Genomic DNA, 21488 nt, shown 5'->3' on the forward strand with positions numbered 1-21488 from the left:
CTGATAAAACTAAGCCTTATTTGCCAACTGGCCACAAGCAGCATCAATATCTTTTCCTCTAGATCGACGCACAGTAACTGTAATATTTTTGGCTTCTAACATACTTACGTACTGCTCAATAACTGAAGTTTTGGCTTGCTGAAAAACACCATCATCGATAGGATTATACTCTATTAGATTCACTTTACTTGGGGCAAATTTACAGAAATCTATTAAGGCTAAAATATCTTTAGTAGTATCATTAATACCGTCCCAAACCACATACTCATAAGTAATTCTACGCTTGGTCTTAGCGTACCAAAACTGAAGTGCTGCGCGTAAATCCTCAAGTGGAAATGTTTCGTTAAAAGGCATGATTTTGGTGCGGACCTCATCAATTGCGGAATGTAAAGAAACTGCTAAATTAAATTTAACTTGATCTTCGGCCATCTTTTTTATCATTTTTGGGATTCCAGAAGTAGATACAACAATACGTTTTGGTGACATACCAAGTCCCTCACTTGAAGTGATTTTTTCTATTGCTTTCAGCACATTATTATAGTTCATGAGGGGTTCACCCATACCCATAAAAACAATATTGGTAAGTTTTTTGTTGTGATAAAGGCGGCTTTGCTTATCAATAGCAACCACTTGATCGTAAATTTCATCCGGATTTAAATTACGCATGCGCTTTAGCCTAGAAGTGGCGCAAAACTTACAATCCAAGCTACAGCCCACCTGAGACGAAACACAGGCGGTAGTTCGTTTTGCGGTTGGAATCAAAACAGATTCAACAATAAGTCCATCGTGAAGGCGAACAGCATTTTTCAAGGTTCCGTCCTTACTGCGTTGCATGGTGTCTACCTCAACATGATTGATGCTAAACGACTGCTCCAATAATTGTCGTGTATGTTTAGAAAGGTTGGTCATATCTTCAAATTTATGCACTCCTTTTTTCCAAAGCCATTCGTACACTTGCTTGCCGCGAAACGCCTGATCCCCATTCTCAGAGAAAAAAGACATGAGTTGATCTTTGGACAAAGCGCGAATATCTTTTTTTAAGGTGCTCAATTGAAGAGTTCTTAGGTTAAAAAAAGCCTCAACTGAGGCTTTTTTATATTATAAAATTAGCATGGCATCACCGTAGCTATAAAATTTGTATTGTTCTTTTACCGCTTCCTCGTATGCCTTTTTTACAAAGTCATAACCTCCAAAAGCAGAAGTCATCATCAGTAAGGTAGACTTTGGAGTATGAAAGTTTGTAATCATGCAATTAGCAATTGAAAAATCGTAAGGAGGAAAGATAAACTTATTGGTCCAACCAGAAAATTCATTTAATGTACCACTAGAAGATACCGAGCTTTCAATGGAGCGCATCACTGTAGTTCCAACCGCACATATTCGGCGTTTTTCTTTCAACGCTGTATTAATAGTTTGAGTAGCAGGTCCATCGATTATAATTTCTTCACTATCCATTTTGTGTTTTGAAAGGTCTTCAACTTCTACAGGATTGAAAGTCCCCAAACCAACATGAAGGGTAACTTCGGCAAAGTTAATCCCTTTAATTTCCAAACGTTTTAAAAGATGTTTTGAAAAATGAAGTCCAGCGGTTGGCGCGGCTACAGCACCTTCATTTTTGGCATAAATTGTTTGGTAACGCTCCTCGTCTTCGGGCTCAACATCTCGCCCAATGTATTTTGGAAGTGGTGTTTGCCCAAGGTCATTCAATTTTGATCTGAATTCTTCGTAAGACCCATCGAATAAAAAGCGAAGGGTTCTCCCTCTTGAGGTTGTATTGTCGATAACTTCAGCAACCAAACTCTCATCGTCGCCAAAATAAAGTTTGTTCCCAATCCTAATTTTTCGCGCCGGATCTACCAATACATCCCAAAGGCGCTGCTCGGCATTAAGCTCTCTGAGCAAAAAGACTTCGATACGGGCTCCGGTTTTTTCCTTATTCCCAAAAAGACGAGCTGGGAATACTTTAGTGTTGTTTAGAATCATCACATCTTCTTCGTCAAAATAATCAATAAGATCCTTGAAGTATTTGTGTTCAATAGTTTGTTTTTCTCGATTCAACACCATCAATCGGGCTTCGTCTCTGTTTTCAGAAGGGTATTTAGCCAAAAGACTGTCAGGCAGTTCAAAGTTAAAATGTGATAATTTCATTAATTTTTTATTTTTTACAAGTTGCAAATATACAACCACAGAATAGGCGTTGTCAAGTAATTAGAGGTTTATTTTCTATTTAATTAAGTTCAAAACCAAGCGCTGAGAGGTCAGACCAAAAATCTGGATAAGACTTAGAAACCACTTCGGCATCGTCAATAAAAAGCTGAGTTTTGAGTCCAAGGGGAGCAAATGCCATCGCCATGCGGTGGTCATTATAGGTCGCAATATGTATACTGGAGTTTAATTTATTTGGAGATTTTAGGTGTAAACTATTGTCTGTAATTTCAATTGAAGTCCCTAACTTTTTTATTTCGTTTTGTAGAGCGACTAGACGATCTGTTTCCTTGATTTTTAGCGTATGCAGCCCCGTCAAATTACACCCTATCTCTAGTCCCAAGCAAGTTACAGCGATAGTTTGTGCTATATCTGGTGCATTGGCCAAATCTAAAGTCAATAGTTTTGACTGTGGTTCAGCTAATTTTTTTAAGGACAAGGTAGTTTCATTAAACGAACTTTCTACACCAAGTTCCTTATAAATATTTTTCAACACAGCATCCCCCTGTAAGCTATTAGATTTATAGGCTGAGAGATCAATTTGCGTTCCAATTGGACTTAAGGCAACAATACTGTAAAAATAAGATGCTGAGGACCAATCGGACTCAACTGTAAAGGTCTTATTGATGTTTTCAGCAAATGGAAGAACAGAAATCATTTGTCCATCGAAAGCAGTTTGCACGCCTAATTCTTTAAGTAATGAAAGTGTCATTTTTATGTACGGTACAGATGTTATATTACCTTCTAAATGCAGAGACAACCCTTTTGACAAGGTGGGTGCAATAAGCAACAATGCTGAGATGTACTGACTGCTGACATTAGCCTTTAAATACACCTTGTTGTCCGTGAGGCTTTTACCTTCTATTAGAAGTGGCGGATAACCTTCATTTTTTGTGTAAGTAATAGATGCACCTAAAGAATTAAGGGCCTCAACAAGAATTTTAATCGGCCGCTCTTGCATTCTGCTCGAGCCTGTCAAAGTTGTAGTAGTTCCAGATCGAGTTGCGAAATAAGCAGTAAGAAAACGCATTGCTGTTCCCGCATGGTGGATATCCACAGTTGAACTATCGGAAGCAAGTGCAGCTTGCATTAATTGGCTGTCGTCAGAATTTGATAAATTATTGATTTTGAGACCTTTGTATAGGGCCTGCAACAGCAAAACTCTGTTAGATTCACTTTTTGACCCCGTAATTTTAAGCGAAGAAAAGGGTTTAATTTCTGACTTGTTTATTGAGATTTGCACTTTTATTTCAGTTTTTTATTAGCGTGATGACGATCGTGATCTCGCTTAGTTTTTAGCGCTAATTTATGGTCAAAAGCAGCTTGTAAATTTACGCCTGTCTGATTGGCTAGACAAAACACCACAAACATGACATCCGCCAATTCTTCACCCAAATCTTTATTTTTGTCGCTTTCTTTTTCACTTTGCTCGCCGTATCGCCGGGCAATTATTCGTGCGACCTCACCTACTTCTTCAGAGAGCTGTGCCATATTGGTCAATTCATTGAAATAGCGTACGCCATGCGTTTTGATCCATTGATCGACAGTTTCTTGTGCATTTTGGATGTTCATAATAAGATTTTTTTAAGCTATACTAAAGTACTTAATGTCCATTTTGAAATCAAATAATTTCATATAAATTTATTCACGGTTTTTGGTGTCTATGATAAGAGTTACAGGGCCATCATTTAAAAGCGAAACCTTCATGTCTGCTCCAAAAATACCAGCTTGAATGTCTTGTTCTAAATCGTCTTTTAGTTGATTTAAAAATTGTTCGTAAATCGGCACTGCACGTTCTGGTCGCGCTGCTTTTACATAGCTTGGGCGATTGCCTTTTTTAGTTTTGGCATGAAGTGTAAATTGACTAATGACTAATATCTCGCCTTTTATGTCTTTTAAAGATAAATTCATGACACCTTCATCATCATTAAATACTCTAAGTTGTACAATTTTATTACTCAGCCATTGAATATCTTCCAAGGTGTCTTCACTGACAATACCTAAAAAGACCAATAGCCCTGAAGAAATTTTTCCTTTGATGGTTCCGTCAATCGAGACGTTTGCCTGAGTCACTCTTTGAATTACTGCTTTCATATGGGGTCGTGTACATCAGTTCTATAATTTGCGTCCTCTCCATCCAAAATTTGAATGTACGATTTGTAGCGCGAAGCGGCAATTTCATCAGCCTCAACTGCTTGTTTAACGGCACATTTTGGCTCATGAACATGTTGGCAATTATGAAATTTGCAATTGGATTTTAATTTAAAAAATTCAGGGAAATATTGATCCAGTTCTGCGGCTTCAATGTCAACAACACCAAAGCCTTTGATTCCTGGTGTATCGATAATGCGCGCATCAAAACTTAAATCAAACATCTCTGCAAATGTAGTGGTGTGCTGCCCTTGTTGATGAAGTTCTGATATGGCTTTTGTCTTCAAATTTAATGAAGGTTCAATAGCGTTTACCAGAGTCGATTTACCTATGCCTGAGTGCCCAGAAAACATACTTGTTTTGTTCTTCATTTTTATTTTTATTGGTCCTAGATTATCTGCTTTTTTAGCCGATATTTTTAAACATTCGTAACCAACATTTGAATAAATATGAATCAAATCCTCAACAATATTTTTTGTCTTTTCATCATAAAGGTCCATTTTATTGAACAACAAAATACAGCTTATGCCATAGGCCTCAGCACTTACTAAAAAACGGTCAATAAAACTTGTAAACGTAGGTGGATTATCTATAGTAATGAGTAAAAATACTTGGTCAATATTACTGGCAATAATGTGTGTTTGCTTAGATAAGTTGACTGATTTTCGAACAATATAGTTTTTTCGTGTTTGAATAGTTTTTATCACTCCAGTTTCTTTATTGTTACTGGTTTCTAAGTCAAAATCTACAACATCACCAACCGCAATTGGATTTGTGCTTTTGATTCCTTGCATACGAAATTTGCCCTTGATACGACACTCGTAAAAAGAACCCTCTAAGGATTTGACCGTATACCAACTGCCTGTAGATTTATAAACTGTTCCTGTCATACTATAACCTTCGTTATCAACACAAAGAAACAAATTTCTTTTTATTATGTGTTATAGGATATTTAAGTGTATTAAAAAAGGGTGACTCAACACCCTTTTTTTTATGATTTCAAAATTTGTTTTTGATGATTAATTGATTCTTGATGAATTGCCTTAAATAGTTTTAAAATAAACTCTTCGCTTAAATTGTGTTGTTCGCCCTCTAGAACCATTTTACCTAAGATTTCGTTCCAACGTTTACTTTGCAGCACGGCAACATTTTTTTCTTTTTTCAAGGCGCCAATTGCCTCAGCCACTTTCATTCGTTTTCCTAAAGTATCTAACAATTGGTTGTCAGCTACATCAATTTGCGCTCTAAGATTTTGAAGTTCAGAAGTGTAATCAGCTTCAGTTGTGCTTTCCTTTCTGATTTTCAGGTCTTTGGTGTATTGTATAAGCGTTTTTGGAGTAATCTGTTGAGCAGCATCACTCCATGCATTATCAGGGTCATAATGAGTTTCAATCATTAATCCATCAAAATTCAAGTCCAATGCTGTTTGGCATACATCAAATACCATGTCACGCCTTCCAGTAATATGGGAGGGATCATTTATAAGCGGTAAGTCAGGGAATCTAGTTTGCAGCTCAATTGCCAATTGCCATTCTGGATTATTTCTATATTTCGATTTTTCATATGTCGAAAAACCTCGGTGAATCACCCCTAAATTTTTGATATTAGCAGAAGACAAACGCTCTACTGCACCAAGCCATAAGGCTAGGTCTGGATTTACTGGATTTTTGATCAAAACAACCTTATCTGTTCCTTCCAATGCATCAGCGATTTCCTGAACAATAAAAGGGCTCACTGTAGACCGTGCTCCTATCCACAGTAAATCGATATCGTGTTCTAGTGCTAGCTCAACGTGTGCTCTGTTTGCCACCTCTGTTGCTGTTTTCAAACCAGTTTCAGCCTTAACTTTCTGGAGCCACTTTAAGCCTAAAGCACCTACCCCTTCAAAGTTTCCGGGTCGGGTCCGTGGTTTCCATATGCCCGCACGAAAATAACTGACATCAGAATCCTTTAGTTCGTGTGCTATTTTTAATACTTGTTCTTCAGTTTCTGCACTACATGGCCCAGCAATAACTAGAGGGTGTTCAAGTTTCAAATCATCTAACCATGTGCTTAATTCTTTGCTATTTTCCATAGTATTGGTTTTAAGAAATTCCTTTTAAAATTGTTTTTATATGATTAATACTTCTCATTTCGTTACGGACGGATTCAAAATCATCAGATTCCATTAACGCTTTAAAATGGTTTAAGTTTTGAATGTATTCATTGAGTGTTTCAATGACATTCTCTTTGTTTTGTTCAAAAATAGGAGCCCACATATCAGGAGAACTTTTTGCTAAGCGTACGGTCGACTCGAATCCACTGCCTGCCATATCAAAAATATTAAGTTCATTTTTTTCTTTATCGATTACTGTTTTGCCTAGCATAAATGAACTGATGTGGGATAAATGAGACACATAAGCAATATGCTTGTCGTGTTCGACTGCATCCATATAACGAATACTCATGCCCATAGCTTTGAAAATCTCGATCATCTCTTTAGATCGCTTTGGTTCAGTCTTGTCTAGATCGCAAATAATATTGGTTTTGTTTTTAAACAAACCAACAAAAGCAGCTTTCGGACCAGAAAATTCAGTACCTGCTATTGGGTGATTTGCTAAAAACTGAGCGCGTTTCGGATGTGCATCCGCAACTTGACAAATTGAGGCTTTTGTGGAGCCCATATCGACAACTAGCCCTTGAGGTGGCAATAAATCTAATATTCTTGGCAGTAAATTAAGTGTTGCATTAACAGGGATTGATAAGAGTACTAAATCGGCGTGCTCAATGTCCTCAACTACTGCCTTTTTATGTATTAACCCTAAGTTTAAAGCTTCCGTAAGATGGGCTTCATTGTGATCAATACCATGAATTACAGCTTTGGGTTTAACGGCCTTCAAATTTAAAGCAAGGCTACCTCCGATCAGTCCAGTCCCTATGATGTAAATATTCTTCATGCTGTACGCTTTAGGGCTTCATTAATGTCTTCTATCGGGGCGCAGAGCGAAAAACGTATGTAACCTTCCCCATTTGATCCAAAAATGGTTCCAGGAGCTACAAAAATATTTTTTTCAATAAGTAATGTGTCTATAAACTGTTCTGCATCGATCCCTTGCGAAAGTTTTGCCCAAACAAACATTCCTGCCGTGTCTGGCTCAAATGTACAGCCAAGTTGAGTTGCTAATTCCCAAACTAAAGCGCGGCGCTTTTTGTATACCTCGTTAAGACTAGTAAACCAATCATTAGAAGATTTCAGAGCAGCGATAGCACCTTTTTGAACACCATAGAACATACCTGAATCCATATTGCTTTTAACTTTTATCACATTGTTGATGTGTTGTTCAGCACCTAAAAGCATACCAACACGCCAGCCAGCCATATTAAAACTTTTACTTAACGAATTTAGCTCCAAGCACACCTCTTTTGCTCCCTTAATATTAAAAATACTATTTGGGTTATCGTTCAAGATAAAACTATAAGGGTTATCATTGACAAGCAGAATATTGTGTTTTTTTGCGAATTGAATTAAAGCCGTTAAATGCTGTTCTGAGCCAAGTGTACCTGTAGGCATGTGTGGGTAATTGATCCACATGATTTTCACTCTTGAAAGATCCAATCGTTCTAGTGCTGATATCTGCGGCTGCCAATGATTTTCCGCAGTTAAATCGTAAAAAATAGGGGTTGCACCTACTAACTTTGTAACCGAGCTGTAGGTAGGGTATCCTGGATTTGGGATCAATACAGCATCACCCTCATTGAGATAGGCCATGGAGATATGCATAATACCCTCCTTACTACCCATAAGAGGAAGGATTTCATTTTCAGCATTGATTAGAACATTGTAATTTTTTTCATAAAAACTAGAAATCGCATGTCTAAGTTCAGGTAATCCTTGATAACTTTGGTACTTATGGGCTTGGGGTTCAGACAGGCTATTTTCAAGTGCTGTTAGCACTGAAGGATGTGGCGGTAAATCTGGGCTTCCGATGCCTAGGTTAATTACAGCTGCCCCATTGGAAACGAGTGTACGTACTTCTTTCAGTTTTTTTGAAAAGTAGTATTCTTCAACAGTATCTAAACGACGGGCTACTAGACTCATTGTTTTGCATTTTTATAAGTACCAAGTACTTTAAATTCTTCAGCCATTATTTTCATCACAGCAGTTGCCTTTTCATAATCCTCATAATCATCAAATGTGACATCCACAAAAAATGCATACTTCCAAGGAGTATCAATTTTAGGTAAAGATTGAATTTTAGTCAAGTTAAGTTTGCAATCGCTCATAACATTGAGCATGGCGGCTAAACTCCCACGTTTATGATTCAGCATAAATTTTAATGAGGCTTTATTTATAGTTGAGGAAGGGTTTTCGTTCCGTTCAACGATTACAAAACGAGTTTCATTATGCTTAATGGTTTGAATGCTCTCAGCTAAAATATTCAATTTATATATCTCTGCAGCACTAGAACTGGCAATGGCTGCAACTCCCTTTAATTGTTTCTTGTGAATTCTTTGTGCAACCTCAGCAGTATCACAATCCTCAACTAATTTTATATGTGGATACTTGTCGAAAAAAGATTGACACTGCAACAATGCCATGGGGTGTGAGTAAACCTCTTTAATCTCAAAAATATCCTGACCAGACAGCGCCATTAAATTATGTTGAATATCTAAATAATACTCTCCTGTTATATGTAAATTATTGGCATCGATTAAAGCATAATTGGGAATTATAGAGCCCGCAATTGAATTCTCCAATGCCATTACAGCGGTATCAACTTTTTCTTTAATCAAGCTATCCACTACTTCATTGAATGTCAAGAGGGGTTCGATTTCTACTGGATTTACAAAATAATTTTGTGTAACCAAATGATGAAATGATCCTTTTATCCCTTGTATAGCGACTTTATTTATCATAAAAAAAAATCTCGATATTTACATCGAGACTCAAATTGAAAGTTATAATATTAAATTACACATACAAGACCTCGACTCTTTTTTCAAAAAAGAAATAATACCAGTTGTAGAATGTATAATATATATTGTGCATTGTTACTTATTACAGCGCTAAAGTAAATATTTTTTATTCAAAACAAAATTCAATTTTATGTTTTTTGAAATTAGCCCTCAATTTTGATTAATTCTAAAAAAAATAGCGAATTAATTAAACATTAACTAAAATATCGAGCTTTTACTGAATTGAATTCAATTAATCCAAGAAAATAAGTGTTCCCGTGTAAAGTTGGGTGACATCTACCTCTGCTGGGGTATGTACAGAGATCAAGTTCCCAGTACCGCGTAATTCTCCTTTGAGAGATTGTAAGGGATGTACAACAATATCATGGCTACTGCGGTGTAAAATTATCACATTCTGCGCTAAAAGGTTTGCTCCAAAAAAAGCTGTTGTACCCGAATAGAATCCAACAGAAAGATTATCTACAGCGCCAGATACAATAAATTGCGATAGATTATTTGAAATTACATTTAAGCTTTCAGCTTGTATTATCAAATCAAAGTCACCCAAACTTAATTGATCTTCACGAAAATTTTCAGAGATTAAATTCAAATCTTGAAATGTTAATACCCCTAAAGATTTTATTGTATACTGAGAATTACTTCGGATTTCTGTAAGATTTGGGGTAGTCACTGTGATTTTAGTAGGTCTATAACTACGAATCCAATTGCAAAGATTGTGGTCTGTAAGGGACAGCACATCATCGCTTATGGCATAAGAAATATCTGATATCAAATGGGATCCAGCTTCAATACTTATATGGAAATCAACACCTTCCTTAATAACTAATTCTATGTTTTCATTAACTAAAATTTTACTGAATGGCTCAAGACTATATTCAACACTGGTCCTATGGCCGGATGTTTGTATACAATCTGGGGCTTTATCCTCGGCGCAGGCCAAAACAAGCAGAATAATACTATTTAATAATACCTTTTTCATAACCTTACACCTATACCAAATTCTAATGCTTCCGCTTTAGCACTATGCGCTTTTAATGTTGCCGATATAAACCATTTTTTAGCTATAAAATGTTTCATTCCCAGGCGATTATAATAACGCCCTTCAAAATCAAACGGAGCATAGACATAATAGCCCAAATGAGCAAGTACAGAAAATCGCCCAAATAACAATTCGTACCCTAGGTATAGACCTACACGCTTATAGTCAACGTCATTTTCCACTTGGCTTTCAGGATAAGCTACACTTTGATAGTAAATATATTCTTTCAAAAATTTGGAATTAAAATACTCCGCCCCAATGGAAATTAAGCTTTTTTCATTAATCTGTTTATCGGCAAAAAAAGAAAATACATAAAAAGGAAATTGAGGGCTTCCTACTACGTCACTTTGATTGACCCCAGCTTTGAAGACGGCTCCATAATGGACACTTTGGTCTATTTCTTGACTAATCCCTTGATTTGTTGATGTGGGCTTTAAAAAATCGGGTTTTTCATCTAGGGCAGCCGTTAGACCGAAATTAAAGGCGATGGTATTGATACTGGTATTCGGCGCTTTGATACTTGCGTTAGATAAGTGGAGCAGTGTTATTCCGGCCTGAACCCCAACAGCGCCCAATAATTGGGGGCGTTTGTAATTGAGCATTAAATAAGTGCCACTGAGAAAAGGCGAGCCAAAAGCAATATTTTTTGGGTTTTTGTACTTGTCGTAAGGATTAGTTACTAAAGAGACTCCTTGAGCAATACGCAACATCAAACGACGCTTTAGAAAATAAAAATTATAATGCGCATGAAGTCCATAACCATTACCCAAAGTTGAATTATTAAAATTTTGAATGCTTATAGAGGTGCCGAATTCAGGGTAATTGTAGCGTTTATGCCATGATTTTTCACCGGAAACACGCTTGTTCCATCCCAAGATTAAACCATTTGGATGCGCTTGAATCAGGTGGGTAATATTATCGTTATGACGCGCAATATTACCTGAATACAAATTTAAATCAATGTAGCTAAAGGGCTTGAGCTCTTGTGTGTGCCCCAAAAAGAGCACACCAAAAAAGAAAAATAAAATACCGTGTTTTACCATATCAATTGAGCAGTAAATCTAATTAAATACAATCTCAAATCATATAAGCAGATGAAAGATTTTTTTTTTTCATTAATATCTCTAAATTTGCAGCATTACTAAACGAGGATAAATTTGATCTGATTGCAACCTCAAAAAAAAAAGCTAAAACAGTGCCAATCCCTTTAGCTTGTTGCGCTTATCATACCTCATAAATAACCTATTATGAGTTACTTATTTACTTCCGAAAGTGTTTCTGAAGGACACCCCGATAAAGTAGCAGACCAAATTAGCGATGCAATCATCGACCATTTTTTGGCCTTCGATCCGCAAGCCAAAGTGGCTTGTGAAACATTGGTGACTACCGGGCAAGTTATTTTGGCTGGTGAGGTCAAATCTAAAACCTATTTGGACGTACAACAGATCGCTCGAGACACAATAAATAAAATTGGTTATACCAAAGGCGAATACATGTTTGACGGGAATTCATGCGGAGTTCTCTCAGCCATACACGAACAATCGGAGGACATAAATAGAGGAGTTGATAGAGAAACCCCTGAAGAACAAGGGGCTGGTGACCAAGGTATGATGTTTGGTTACGCCACCAATGAAACCGAAAACTACATGCCTTTAGCATTGGATTTGTCGCACCGTATTTTAAAAGAACTTGCTGCTTTGCGCCACGCAAACAAAGACATCACTTATTTGCGTCCTGACTCTAAAAGTCAGGTCACTATTGAATATGGTGATGACAATGTCCCGTTGCGGATTGATTCTATTGTAATCTCTACACAACATGACGACTTTTCTGATGATGAAAATGAAATGCTTGATACGATCAAAAAAGACATCAAGGCCATTTTGATTCCTAGAGTAATCTCAAAATTACCTAAGGCCATTCAAGCACTTTTTAATGATAATATTACGTATCACATCAATCCAACAGGCAAGTTTGTAATTGGCGGCCCTCACGGAGATACCGGATTGACTGGCCGTAAAATTATAGTAGACACCTACGGCGGAAAAGGCGCACATGGTGGAGGTGCATTTTCGGGAAAAGACCCAAGTAAAGTAGACCGCTCTGCGGCTTATGCCATGCGCCATATTGCCAAAAATATGGTTGCTGCAGGAATATGTTCAGAAATTTTAGTACAAGTCAGTTATGCCATTGGCGTAGCCGAACCTACGGGTGTTTTTGTAGATACTTACGGCACAGCCAATGTGGAACTCAACGATGGTACTGTTGCACAAAAAATAATGGAGCTATTTGACCTGCGACCAGCGGCAATTGAGCAACGACTAAAACTTCGTACCCCAATGTACAGCGAAACTGCTGCTTATGGTCATATGGGGCGTACAAACGAAACTGTTGAAAAAGTATTTTATCTACCCAATGGTGAAAAACAAGTGTTGGATGTAGAACTGTTTACGTGGGAAAAATTAGATTATATAGAAGCAATTAAAACTGCTTTCAAGCTCTAAGTTAAAACTTTGCAAACATAAAAATGCCCGCTGTTGCGGGGCATTTTATTTATTAATTTTTTTGTGTATTTACAACTCATAGCGCACACGAAATGTTATATAACGTGGTTGTATGAAATACTCAGTAGCACTCACCGAAATATTACCTGCATTACTTTGATTTTGCGCACGGGTGTCCAACAAGTTAGTAGCCTTAATTTCATACTCAAATTTCGCATCTTCATTTTTTCTGTAAGACAATGATGCATTCCAAAATTCAAATGTATTAATCGTCCCGTTTTCATCGCTAAAATCATTGTAGGAATAGTCTGTTCTAAATGTAAACGCTTTTAAGATATAGGCATCAAATTCTAGGGTTGGGCTTTTGGTAAAAAACTTAGTGCTGTTTTGCCCTAAATTATTGTCTTGGATAGAATAACGGTAACTTAAATCTAAATTGGGTGCTGTGCGGAAATTCGTTCGTATTTGTGCTCTATATGTTTGTGAAAAATTTTCATTTACAGAACGGCGATTTTGTATAAATTGATTGAATTTTGAATAGTTAAAATTAGCGCGAATTGTTCCACGAATTTTTCCAAATGTACGTTGAAAACGGCCATTTGCACTCACGCTTTCATCCGCAAAAGGAGAATTGAAGGGCGAAGATACCCGAATAACATTACCTGGCTGAAATAGAGACTCTGTTCGTATATTATCTATACTTTTATTATAGTTAATACTCGCAAAAACATTGGTGTAATTAAACATATTAAAACTGTAATAAAATAAGTTCACGTTGTGTGACAAGGCACTTTCTAACGCTGGATTTCCCGTAAAAAGAGCATTGTAATTATTCAAGACCAACCCACTAGCAAAGTTTGAAACATCAGTAAATTGAGTTTGCATTCTGTAAGTAAGGTTCAATGTTTCACTCTTTTTCAATTGGATAATGACATTTAAATCGGGTAAAAATCTGAAGAAATTATCCGTTACTTTTTGGCCAAACTGGGTGTTATTTACATTGTACATATGACCAGAAATACCAGGTGTGATTGTGAAAATACCTGCTTTTAGGCGGTAGTGAAGCCCTAAATAAACATCAGAGAAATTGTAATCTATAGCATTGACATCCGCACCATTGTTATCGGGCGGTGTAACGTCTAGTCGTGAATTGTCATCTAAAAATTGAAAAATATTAGAGTTAAACTTCTGATGGCTTAAGATCGTCCCAAACGTCAAGTTGATATTACTTTTCTTGTTCAATATGTTCCAATAATCCAGTTTTGCATCTAACTGGTTAGATTTTACACGCTTTTCTTGAGCTAAGTTATAATTGCTTTGGTTGTCATCGAGACCTAAGTTAGCTGCTGTACCTCCATAGCTAAGTTTATCTTCGATTATTGCATTGTAAAAAGGATCTTCATCTTTGATCAGGTGCTGGGCTTCAAGAGCAAAAATATTATTTTCATCTAGAGTATAGTAATAATTCAAATTTTGATTTAAGCTAAAAGGAGTGGTTTCTTCCAACTGATCGATATTGTTGTTTATTGATGAAAAGAACCGTTGGTCTTGTTCACTTTTTGACATCTGTCCAAAAACCTCGTACTCCAATTGGTTATTGGCGTTAGGCTGATATTTTGAAGACAACTTCAACATCCCTAGGTTGTTTTCTTGTACCGTGTTACTTTCTGTTTCCTCATCGGGGATACCAAGCTCTGGATCGGTATACTGAACAGAACGATTTTCTTGAAGTTCGTTTCTACTGTTTGATAAAATAGCAAATCCGCCAATATCTAAAGAAGTTTTTGGCGACCAACTGAAGTTTGTGGCTCCAAATTTTGTGTTGATGTCTTTTGCGCGGTTGTTTTGAAGCGTTAAAAACCCGATATCATTGCTGCCCAAATTTATGTTTGTTCCACTACTTAGGCTAGGTCTTTTAAAACCTCCAGTAAAATTAAAATAGTCTCTTCGAGTAAATGCGACCTCACCAATATTATTCAAATCTCCAATAAAGTTAATACTGTAATCTGGGCTGTAGTAGAATAATTTTGGTTGTGCTAAATACAATGTTTCTTGATCTGAATCTCCTGCACCAGCCGTTACATTTCCAAACCAGAAGTTCTTTTTACCTTCTTTTAATTTGATGTTTATAGCTACATTATTTTGATTGTTAGTCACACCACCTAACTGGCTAACTTCAGAATAGTTCTTTAAAACTTGCACCTTATCAACTGCGTTTGAGGGTATGTTTTTTGTGGCCAATTTAGTATCACCGTCAAAAAAATCCTTTCCTTCAACCATGAGTTTTGAAACGACCTTCCCTTCAACCTCAACTTGACCATCCTCATTAATCTCCACACCTGGTAAGTTTTCCAAAACATCCTCTAATTTTCGCTCCGTTCCTTTATTGAAAGAGTCAGCATTATACACCAATGTATCTCCACTAATCGTAACAGGCATTTCATAAGTAAGCTCAACTTCTTCTAGGGCGTTGTCTTCTTGTAGGGTGAAATTTTTATTAACATTCGATTCGCCGGTTTGTATCGCCTGCGTCATCGATTTCATACCAATATAGCTGACTTGTATTGAATACAGTGTGTTTTTTTTCAAATCCAATCTGAATTTCCCCTCATCATTAGTAATTCCGTAGGAATCTAAAGCACTGGTAGCTTTATTTATAGCAATTACATTGGCTAATTCCAATGGATTCCCTATTGAATCTTTCACATATCCTTCCAATTTAACCTGAGAGAAAGTGAGTCCACTAATTGATAATAAAAGGATGCTTATGTAATATTTCATTATTAGAGTTTAAGCTTAATTGATAATTATTTTATTTTCGTTTGTTCTTTCCCCGGCCACGGTACATCTCTCGCATTTCTTTCATTTTTTGCTTGACGGTAGCGTTGTACTCTTTTCTTGAAATTACACGGCCTTTTTCTGGTGCAGAAATTATACTTTTTTGTTCGGGATTTATGATGATTTTAGAACACAGAACAGTGGTCTGGTCCGCATTGATTTCAAGAATGAGACCTGGTAAACCCCAGAATTCTCCAGGCCCTTGATTAACAGGTATCTGAGGGGTATACCAAGCTGTTACCTCTATGGTTTTTGGCACTTCGATATCAGCAGTCACTGAAGTGGTTTTTGTAGAGTCTGTTTCGCTTTTTTTATCTTCTTTTTTGGATGCTTTTCTTCTCATGCTCCGCCAGTCGAATTCATCGACAGTTTTTGTAGCAGTAGCCTTCATACACAAGTATTGCCCAATTTGCTTGGTTTCAGAACCAAACTTCCATTCTAACTGTTGGAGTGAGTCAGTAATTAAAAATTGACGTCCAAAAAACTCTTGGTCTTGAATAAACTTTTTGGTCTTTATATTTTTGTACTGCGGCCCAGCAGAAAAACTACTCCCCCACATTCCAAAGCCACCTTGACCAGGCGCCTCAAGTACTTCTTCTTCTTTGTATATAGAAGCCGATTTATCAAAAGTCAGTATGTAGGTTTTTTCAAACATGCTGCGCATGCGCTCCATTATTTGTTTTTTTTGAACTTCACTCATTTGGCGACCGCCCCAACTATCCATATCGGGATTAGTTTTGGAAACATAATAAGCCTTGCCCTGAAAATCTTGAGAAAAAACAAATAAATTACAGATTAGGAATGTGGAAATAATGATGCGCTTAAAAATCATTTTTGGTTTTATTGAATATTACACAAATTTACATTTAGTTTTATATGGTGACGTTAAATAATTCACAAAAGGAATTAACCCCCAACACGAATCTCTATTCCTTTATCATCAGATCCTCGTCCCCTATACTGTTCGTTCATCTCTTCCATTTTGTTTTCCATAATTTTATCGTATTCCTTTTGGGTTACTTGTTTTCCTTTTTTGGGCTCGGAAATTTCAATTTGTTTTTTGGGATTTATTGTAATTTTACTACAAAGAATCGTCAAATCTCCGTCGTTGACTTCTAAAACAAGACCTGGTAAGCCTTGGTAACTTTCCGGACCATTACTTACAGGAATTTGTGGTGTATACCATGCTGTAACAGTTATTGTTTTTGTTTCAGTAGAAGTTGTAGGCTCTTCGTCATTTTGCTCATCATCACTACTAAATGTCATCATTGACATTTCTTCTATTTCTTTTGTAAACGTTGCCTTATAGCAAGTGTAATTCCCAATATTCTTAGTATCGCTGTGCAATTCCCAATCAATTGGCTGTAAACTATCTTTGATAATGAATTGCTTTCCAAAAGTTTCCTTTTGATTTGTAAATGACTGAAGCTTTAAATCCTTATACAATGCTCCAGAACCACCCATAGAAGAAATGACCATAATAGACCCTCCGGCAGATGGTGGTGCCAATGCTTCGTCTTCTTTATAAATTGAGGTGTTTTTATCAAATGTAAGAATATAGGTTTTTTGAAATTGCTTTTTTAGCATAGCCATAATTTGCTTTTGCATTTCCCCTCCTCCTACTTGCGTACTATCAATTTTAAGCTCTAACTTACGTTGAGTTTTGTACGTAGCTAAACCTTGAAAATCTTGAGCAAATAATGAAAATGTGGAACATAAAATGAATAATACAAGTCGAAAAATTGCGTCCATAAAAAAATTTTAAATTACTCTCTAAACAGTGTTCGATAAAATAGACGACTCATTAAAAGAATTGTAACAGAAAATTAAATTTATTTTTTTGTATTTTTCCAATGATGAAAAAATTAAGCTTTTTAACACTAACTCTTTTTTTATGTACTGTGCAAGCGCAGGATTATCTAGAGGCTAAATTCCTAAAAAAAACAAAAACGGAATGGAATGATTTTGTTGGGGTTGACCGTTTTGACAAGTATTACTTCATACAGGACAACACTCTGTACAACAAGCGCGATGAGAAGATTCAATCGTACAGTAATCTTCAATTAGGCGAAATAAACGAAGTTCAAGTGTTCAATGCGCTCAAAGTTGTGATCCTCCACAAACGCCAAAACACAGTTGTACTTTTGGATAATCGCTTAACAGAATTATTAGAACTTAATTTCAACACAATAAACCCTTATCGATTGGTCAATGGAGTTGCACTTAGCAGTGACACTAGCATTTGGGTATACAACGAGCTGACTCTTCAATTAGAATTATTTGATTACGAAACAAACAAAACAAGACTTAGAACCCTGCCTTTGGATGAGCAAAAAGTCAGTATGAATAGTGATTATAATAATGTGTATGTATTGACAGATTCGCTTTTTTATGAGTTTAATTACACTGGAAGCTTAGTTCGAAAAATAAATCATCCTGGATTTGACAGTTTTAGGGTATTCAATGAAATTTTGTTATTCAAGCGCGATAACACTATTTTTTATAGAGTTAACAATTCTGATGAATTTCAAATTTTAAAAATTCCTAAAAATTTAATTAAACAGTTTTTTGTAATGAATCAAACCTTGTATATTTATGACGGCGAATTTCTTCACCACTACCAACTTATAAAATATTAAATTATGCACATTGCAATTGCAGGTAACATTGGCGCTGGAAAAACAACACTAACCCAGCTGTTAGCAAAACATTATAAATGGGAGGCACAACTAGAAGATGTTGTAGATAACCCTTACTTGGATGACTTTTACAACCAAATGGAGCGTTGGAGTTTCAATTTGCAAGTTTATTTTTTAAACAGCAGATTTCGTCAGGTATTACAAATTCGAAAAAGTGGTAAAGACATTATTCAGGACCGCACCATTTATGAAGACGCCAATATTTTTGCGCCAAATCTACACGCAATGGGGCTGATGACCAACAGGGATTTTGATAATTATAGCTCATTATTTAATTTGATGGAAAGTTTGGTCGAAGCACCAGACTTACTTATTTATTTGCGCAGCTCTATTCCAAATCTAGTAAGTCAAATACATAAGCGGGGGCGGGATTATGAAAACTCCATAAGCATTGATTACCTAAGCCGACTGAACGAACGCTATGAAGCATGGATCCATGGATACAAAAAAGGCCGTCTTCTTATTATTGATGTAGATGATTTAGATTTTGTAGAAAACAAAGAAGATTTAGGCGGGATTATCAGTAAAATTGATGCTGAAATAAACGGCCTTTTTTAGTACAATACAATATTACTCAATAAAAAAAGCACGCTATCCGCGTGCTTTTTTGTATAAGTGATGATGACGAAACTTATTCTTTGGTGGCGTCATTTATTACTTCCTCCAAAAGTTTTTCAACTTCATCCTCAGTTCCGTAATATGATTTTTTTACAATGGTTTCAACACCATTTTGAGTAGTAACACTAGTAATGCTTGCTGTAGCATTTTCTGTACCAACCGCATCAATTGAAACATTGAATTCAACTTCATGAGTTGTCATTGCCGATGATTCTTCTGAATGTCCCCCTAAAATTGGCGCAATTACTAAACCTATCAAACATGTAAGTTTGATTAAAATATTCATTGAAGGTCCAGAAGTGTCTTTGAATGGATCACCTACCGTATCCCCAGTTACTGCTGCTTTGTGCGCATCAGAGCCTTTGAAGGTCATTTCACCATTAATTTCCACCCCTGCTTCAAAAGATTTTTTAGCATTATCCCAAGCGCCTCCGGCATTGTTTTGGAAAATTGCCCAAAGTACACCAGAAACTGTAACACCGGCCATATAGCCTCCAAGCATTTCGGCGATAGCTAATGAATCCATACCGAAAATCATAGGGACAAAAGCTATAATAAGCGGAAAGCCTATTGTCAATAATCCAGGCAACATCATTTCTTTGAGGGAGGCTTGCGTTGAAATCGCAACACATTTGTCATATTCTGGAGTCCCAGTACCTTCCATGATTCCTGCAATTTCTTTGAATTGACGTCTCACTTCTTGTACCATTTCCATAGCCGCTTTTCCAACAGCATTCATCGCAAGAGCAGAGAACACCACAGGCACCATTCCACCAACAAAAAGCATGGCAAGAACAGGAGCCTTAAAAATATTAATCCCGTCGATCCCTGTAAAGGTAACATAGGCCGCAAATAATGCTAAAGAGGTTAACGCTGCCGAAGCAATCGCAAATCCTTTTCCTGTAGCGGCGGTTGTATTTCCTACTGAATCGAGTATGTCTGTGCGCTCACGAACAATTGGATCTTGTTCACTCATTTCAGCAATACCGCCAGCGTTATCAGAAATTGGTCCGAATGCATCGATTGCCAATTGCATAGCTGTAGTTGCCATCATTGCTGAAGCTGCTAAAGCCACTCCGTAAAAACCAGCAAAACCATAAGAGGCCCAAATGGCACCAGCAAACAATAGTACTGATGGAAATGTTGAAATCATACCAGTTGCTAAACCTGCAATGATATTTGTTCCTGCACCGGTACTCGATTGTTGTACAATCTTTAGAATTGGTGCTTTACCAAGTCCTGTGTAATATTCAGTTACTGACGAAATAACCGCGCCAACAATAAGTCCAACTAAAGTTGCATAAAACACACGCATTGATGATATCTCTTGCAAACCTTCGCCAAAAAATTCCATTTGCATGGTTTCAGGCAACATCCATGTTACAAGTCCATAACAAGAAATAGCTACAAGAATAATTGAAGTCCAATTTCCTTTGTTAAGTGCACCCATAACTTGAGCTTCCTTAGCTTCATTACTTTTAATTTTCACTAATAAAGTTCCTATGATAGAGATAATTATTCCAGCGCCTGCAATGGCCATTGGTAATAAAATTGGGCCTATTCCACCAAACTCATCTGAAATACTTCCACCCATGTCGTTGATCACATAGTTACCAAGGACCATCGCCGCAAGAACAGTTGCAACATATGAACCAAATAAATCTGCACCCATACCGGCTACATCACCAACGTTATCACCAACATTATCTGCAATTGTTGCTGGGTTTCTGGGGTCATCTTCAGGAATACCTGCTTCAACTTTACCAACCAAATCAGCGCCCACATCGGCAGCTTTGGTGTAAATACCTCCACCTACTCGAGCAAAGAGTGCAATAGATTCAGCACCAAGTGAAAATCCAGCAAGAGTTTCAAGAACAATAGTCATATCCATTGTACTGGTCCATTGACCATCCATAAAGAAATGGAAGAAAATTATAAAAAATACCGTTAAACCTAAAACAGCAAGACCAGCAACACCAAGACCCATTACCGTTCCGCCACCAAAGGAAATTTTTAGTGCATTAGGAAGACTGGTTTTTGCGGCTTGTGTTGTACGAACATTAGTTTTTGTAGCGATTTTCATTCCAATATTCCCTGCATATGCAGAAAAAATAGCACCAAAAACAAAGGCAACTACTATAAGTATGTGTGTTGTCGGAACGATAAATGATACTGCCGCAAGTGCGATACTTACTACCAAAACAAAAATTGAGAGCAGTCTGTATTCTGCACTTAAAAAGGCTAAAGCACCTTCATAGATGTAGTCAGAAATTTCCTTCATCTTACCATCTCCTGCATCTTGCTTCATTACCCAGGACTGCTTTGTCCACATGTAAACTAATCCTAATACTGCCATCACAATTGGCATGTATATCATCATTGATTCCATAATTTAATTTTAATTTATTTTAAAGGCCACAAATGTAATGAATTGAATAAGAATAGAAAAACCTATTTTTTTACTTTTTCAGGACCCCT

General features: G+C 36.7%; 19 protein-coding genes. 3 read left to right on the forward strand and 16 right to left on the reverse strand.

Going from position 1 to position 21488, the window contains the following annotated elements; translation table 11 throughout:
* Positions 1-9: 9 nt before the first annotated feature.
* The 12 genes from rlmN to FORMA_RS04525 form a co-directional block, all read right to left on the reverse strand.
* Positions 10-1050, reverse strand: a complete 1041-nt coding sequence (gene rlmN / locus FORMA_RS04470) for a 23S rRNA (adenine(2503)-C(2))-methyltransferase RlmN (RefSeq protein ID WP_083236555.1) — start codon at positions 1048-1050, stop codon at positions 10-12.
* Positions 1051-1098: 48 nt separating this feature from the next.
* Positions 1099-2148, reverse strand: a complete 1050-nt coding sequence (gene queA / locus FORMA_RS04475; RefSeq protein WP_069674524.1) for a tRNA preQ1(34) S-adenosylmethionine ribosyltransferase-isomerase QueA — start codon at positions 2146-2148, stop codon at positions 1099-1101.
* 79 nt (positions 2149-2227) lie between these two features.
* Positions 2228-3448, reverse strand: coding sequence for a 3-phosphoshikimate 1-carboxyvinyltransferase (locus FORMA_RS04480; protein WP_083236556.1), 1221 nt, complete (start codon positions 3446-3448; stop codon positions 2228-2230).
* A 2-nt stretch (positions 3449-3450) separates the two neighbouring features.
* Positions 3451-3777 carry a nucleotide pyrophosphohydrolase gene (locus tag FORMA_RS04485; protein ID WP_069674526.1) on the reverse strand — a complete coding sequence of 109 codons (327 nt, stop codon included), beginning with the start codon at positions 3775-3777 and terminating at the stop codon, positions 3451-3453.
* Positions 3778-3846: 69 nt separating this feature from the next.
* Complete coding sequence (gene dtd / locus FORMA_RS04490; protein ID WP_069674527.1) at positions 3847-4299, reverse strand: D-aminoacyl-tRNA deacylase; 453 nt, start codon at positions 4297-4299, stop codon at positions 3847-3849.
* A complete protein-coding gene (gene rsgA, locus FORMA_RS04495) occupies positions 4296-5246 on the reverse strand; it encodes a ribosome small subunit-dependent GTPase A (RefSeq protein WP_069674528.1) in 951 nt (316 codons plus the stop codon). The genes dtd and rsgA overlap by 4 nt, the downstream gene beginning before the upstream one ends.
* A gap of 101 nt (positions 5247-5347) precedes the next feature.
* Positions 5348-6430 (reverse strand): bifunctional 3-deoxy-7-phosphoheptulonate synthase/chorismate mutase type II, encoded by a 1083-nt coding sequence (locus tag FORMA_RS04500; RefSeq protein WP_069674529.1) that lies wholly within the window; start codon positions 6428-6430, stop codon positions 5348-5350.
* A gap of 10 nt (positions 6431-6440) precedes the next feature.
* Entirely contained in the window at positions 6441-7292 is an 852-nt protein-coding gene (locus FORMA_RS04505; protein WP_069674530.1) for a prephenate dehydrogenase, read from the reverse strand.
* Positions 7289-8434 (reverse strand): pyridoxal phosphate-dependent aminotransferase, encoded by a 1146-nt coding sequence (locus tag FORMA_RS04510; RefSeq protein ID WP_069674531.1) that lies wholly within the window; start codon positions 8432-8434, stop codon positions 7289-7291. Before FORMA_RS04510 ends, FORMA_RS04505 begins: the two co-directional genes overlap by 4 nt.
* Complete coding sequence (locus FORMA_RS04515; RefSeq protein ID WP_069674532.1) at positions 8431-9252, reverse strand: prephenate dehydratase; 822 nt, start codon at positions 9250-9252, stop codon at positions 8431-8433. The genes FORMA_RS04510 and FORMA_RS04515 overlap by 4 nt, the downstream gene beginning before the upstream one ends.
* Before the next feature lie 292 nt (positions 9253-9544).
* Entirely contained in the window at positions 9545-10291 is a 747-nt protein-coding gene (locus FORMA_RS04520; RefSeq protein WP_069674533.1) for a head GIN domain-containing protein, read from the reverse strand.
* Entirely contained in the window at positions 10288-11394 is a 1107-nt protein-coding gene (locus FORMA_RS04525; protein ID WP_069674534.1) for an acyloxyacyl hydrolase, read from the reverse strand. The genes FORMA_RS04520 and FORMA_RS04525 overlap by 4 nt, the downstream gene beginning before the upstream one ends.
* 204 nt (positions 11395-11598) lie before the next feature.
* Here FORMA_RS04525 and metK point away from each other — a divergent pair, with 204 nt between their 5' ends.
* Positions 11599-12855, forward strand: coding sequence for a methionine adenosyltransferase (gene metK / locus FORMA_RS04530; RefSeq protein WP_069674535.1), 1257 nt, complete (start codon positions 11599-11601; stop codon positions 12853-12855).
* Positions 12856-12924: 69 nt separating this feature from the next.
* On the opposite strand, the gene FORMA_RS04535 is transcribed toward metK, so the two are convergent.
* From FORMA_RS04535 to FORMA_RS04545, 3 genes are all read right to left on the reverse strand, one after another.
* Positions 12925-15636 carry a carboxypeptidase regulatory-like domain-containing protein gene (locus tag FORMA_RS04535; protein ID WP_069674536.1) on the reverse strand — a complete coding sequence of 904 codons (2712 nt, stop codon included), beginning with the start codon at positions 15634-15636 and terminating at the stop codon, positions 12925-12927.
* Positions 15637-15667: 31 nt separating this feature from the next.
* Entirely contained in the window at positions 15668-16525 is an 858-nt protein-coding gene (locus tag FORMA_RS04540; RefSeq protein WP_069674537.1) for a GLPGLI family protein, read from the reverse strand.
* Positions 16526-16599: 74 nt separating this feature from the next.
* Positions 16600-17445, reverse strand: a complete 846-nt coding sequence (locus FORMA_RS04545; RefSeq protein WP_069674538.1) for a GLPGLI family protein — start codon at positions 17443-17445, stop codon at positions 16600-16602.
* A 101-nt stretch (positions 17446-17546) separates the two neighbouring features.
* Here FORMA_RS04545 and FORMA_RS04550 point away from each other — a divergent pair, with 101 nt between their 5' ends.
* Positions 17547-18332: a hypothetical protein gene (locus tag FORMA_RS04550; protein WP_157506026.1), complete on the forward strand. Its 786-nt coding sequence runs from the start codon at positions 17547-17549 to the stop codon at positions 18330-18332.
* A gap of 3 nt (positions 18333-18335) precedes the next feature.
* A complete protein-coding gene (locus tag FORMA_RS04555) occupies positions 18336-18950 on the forward strand; it encodes a deoxynucleoside kinase (protein WP_069674540.1) in 615 nt (204 codons plus the stop codon).
* Between the two features lie 73 nt (positions 18951-19023).
* Here FORMA_RS04555 and FORMA_RS04560 read toward each other — a convergent pair whose 3' ends face one another.
* Positions 19024-21399: a sodium-translocating pyrophosphatase gene (locus tag FORMA_RS04560; protein WP_069674541.1), complete on the reverse strand. Its 2376-nt coding sequence runs from the start codon at positions 21397-21399 to the stop codon at positions 19024-19026.
* Between the last annotated feature and the right edge of the window lie 89 nt (positions 21400-21488).

The sequence above is a fragment of the Formosa sp. Hel3_A1_48 genome (assembly GCF_001735715.1).
GTDB lineage: Bacteria > Bacteroidota > Bacteroidia > Flavobacteriales > Flavobacteriaceae > UBA3537.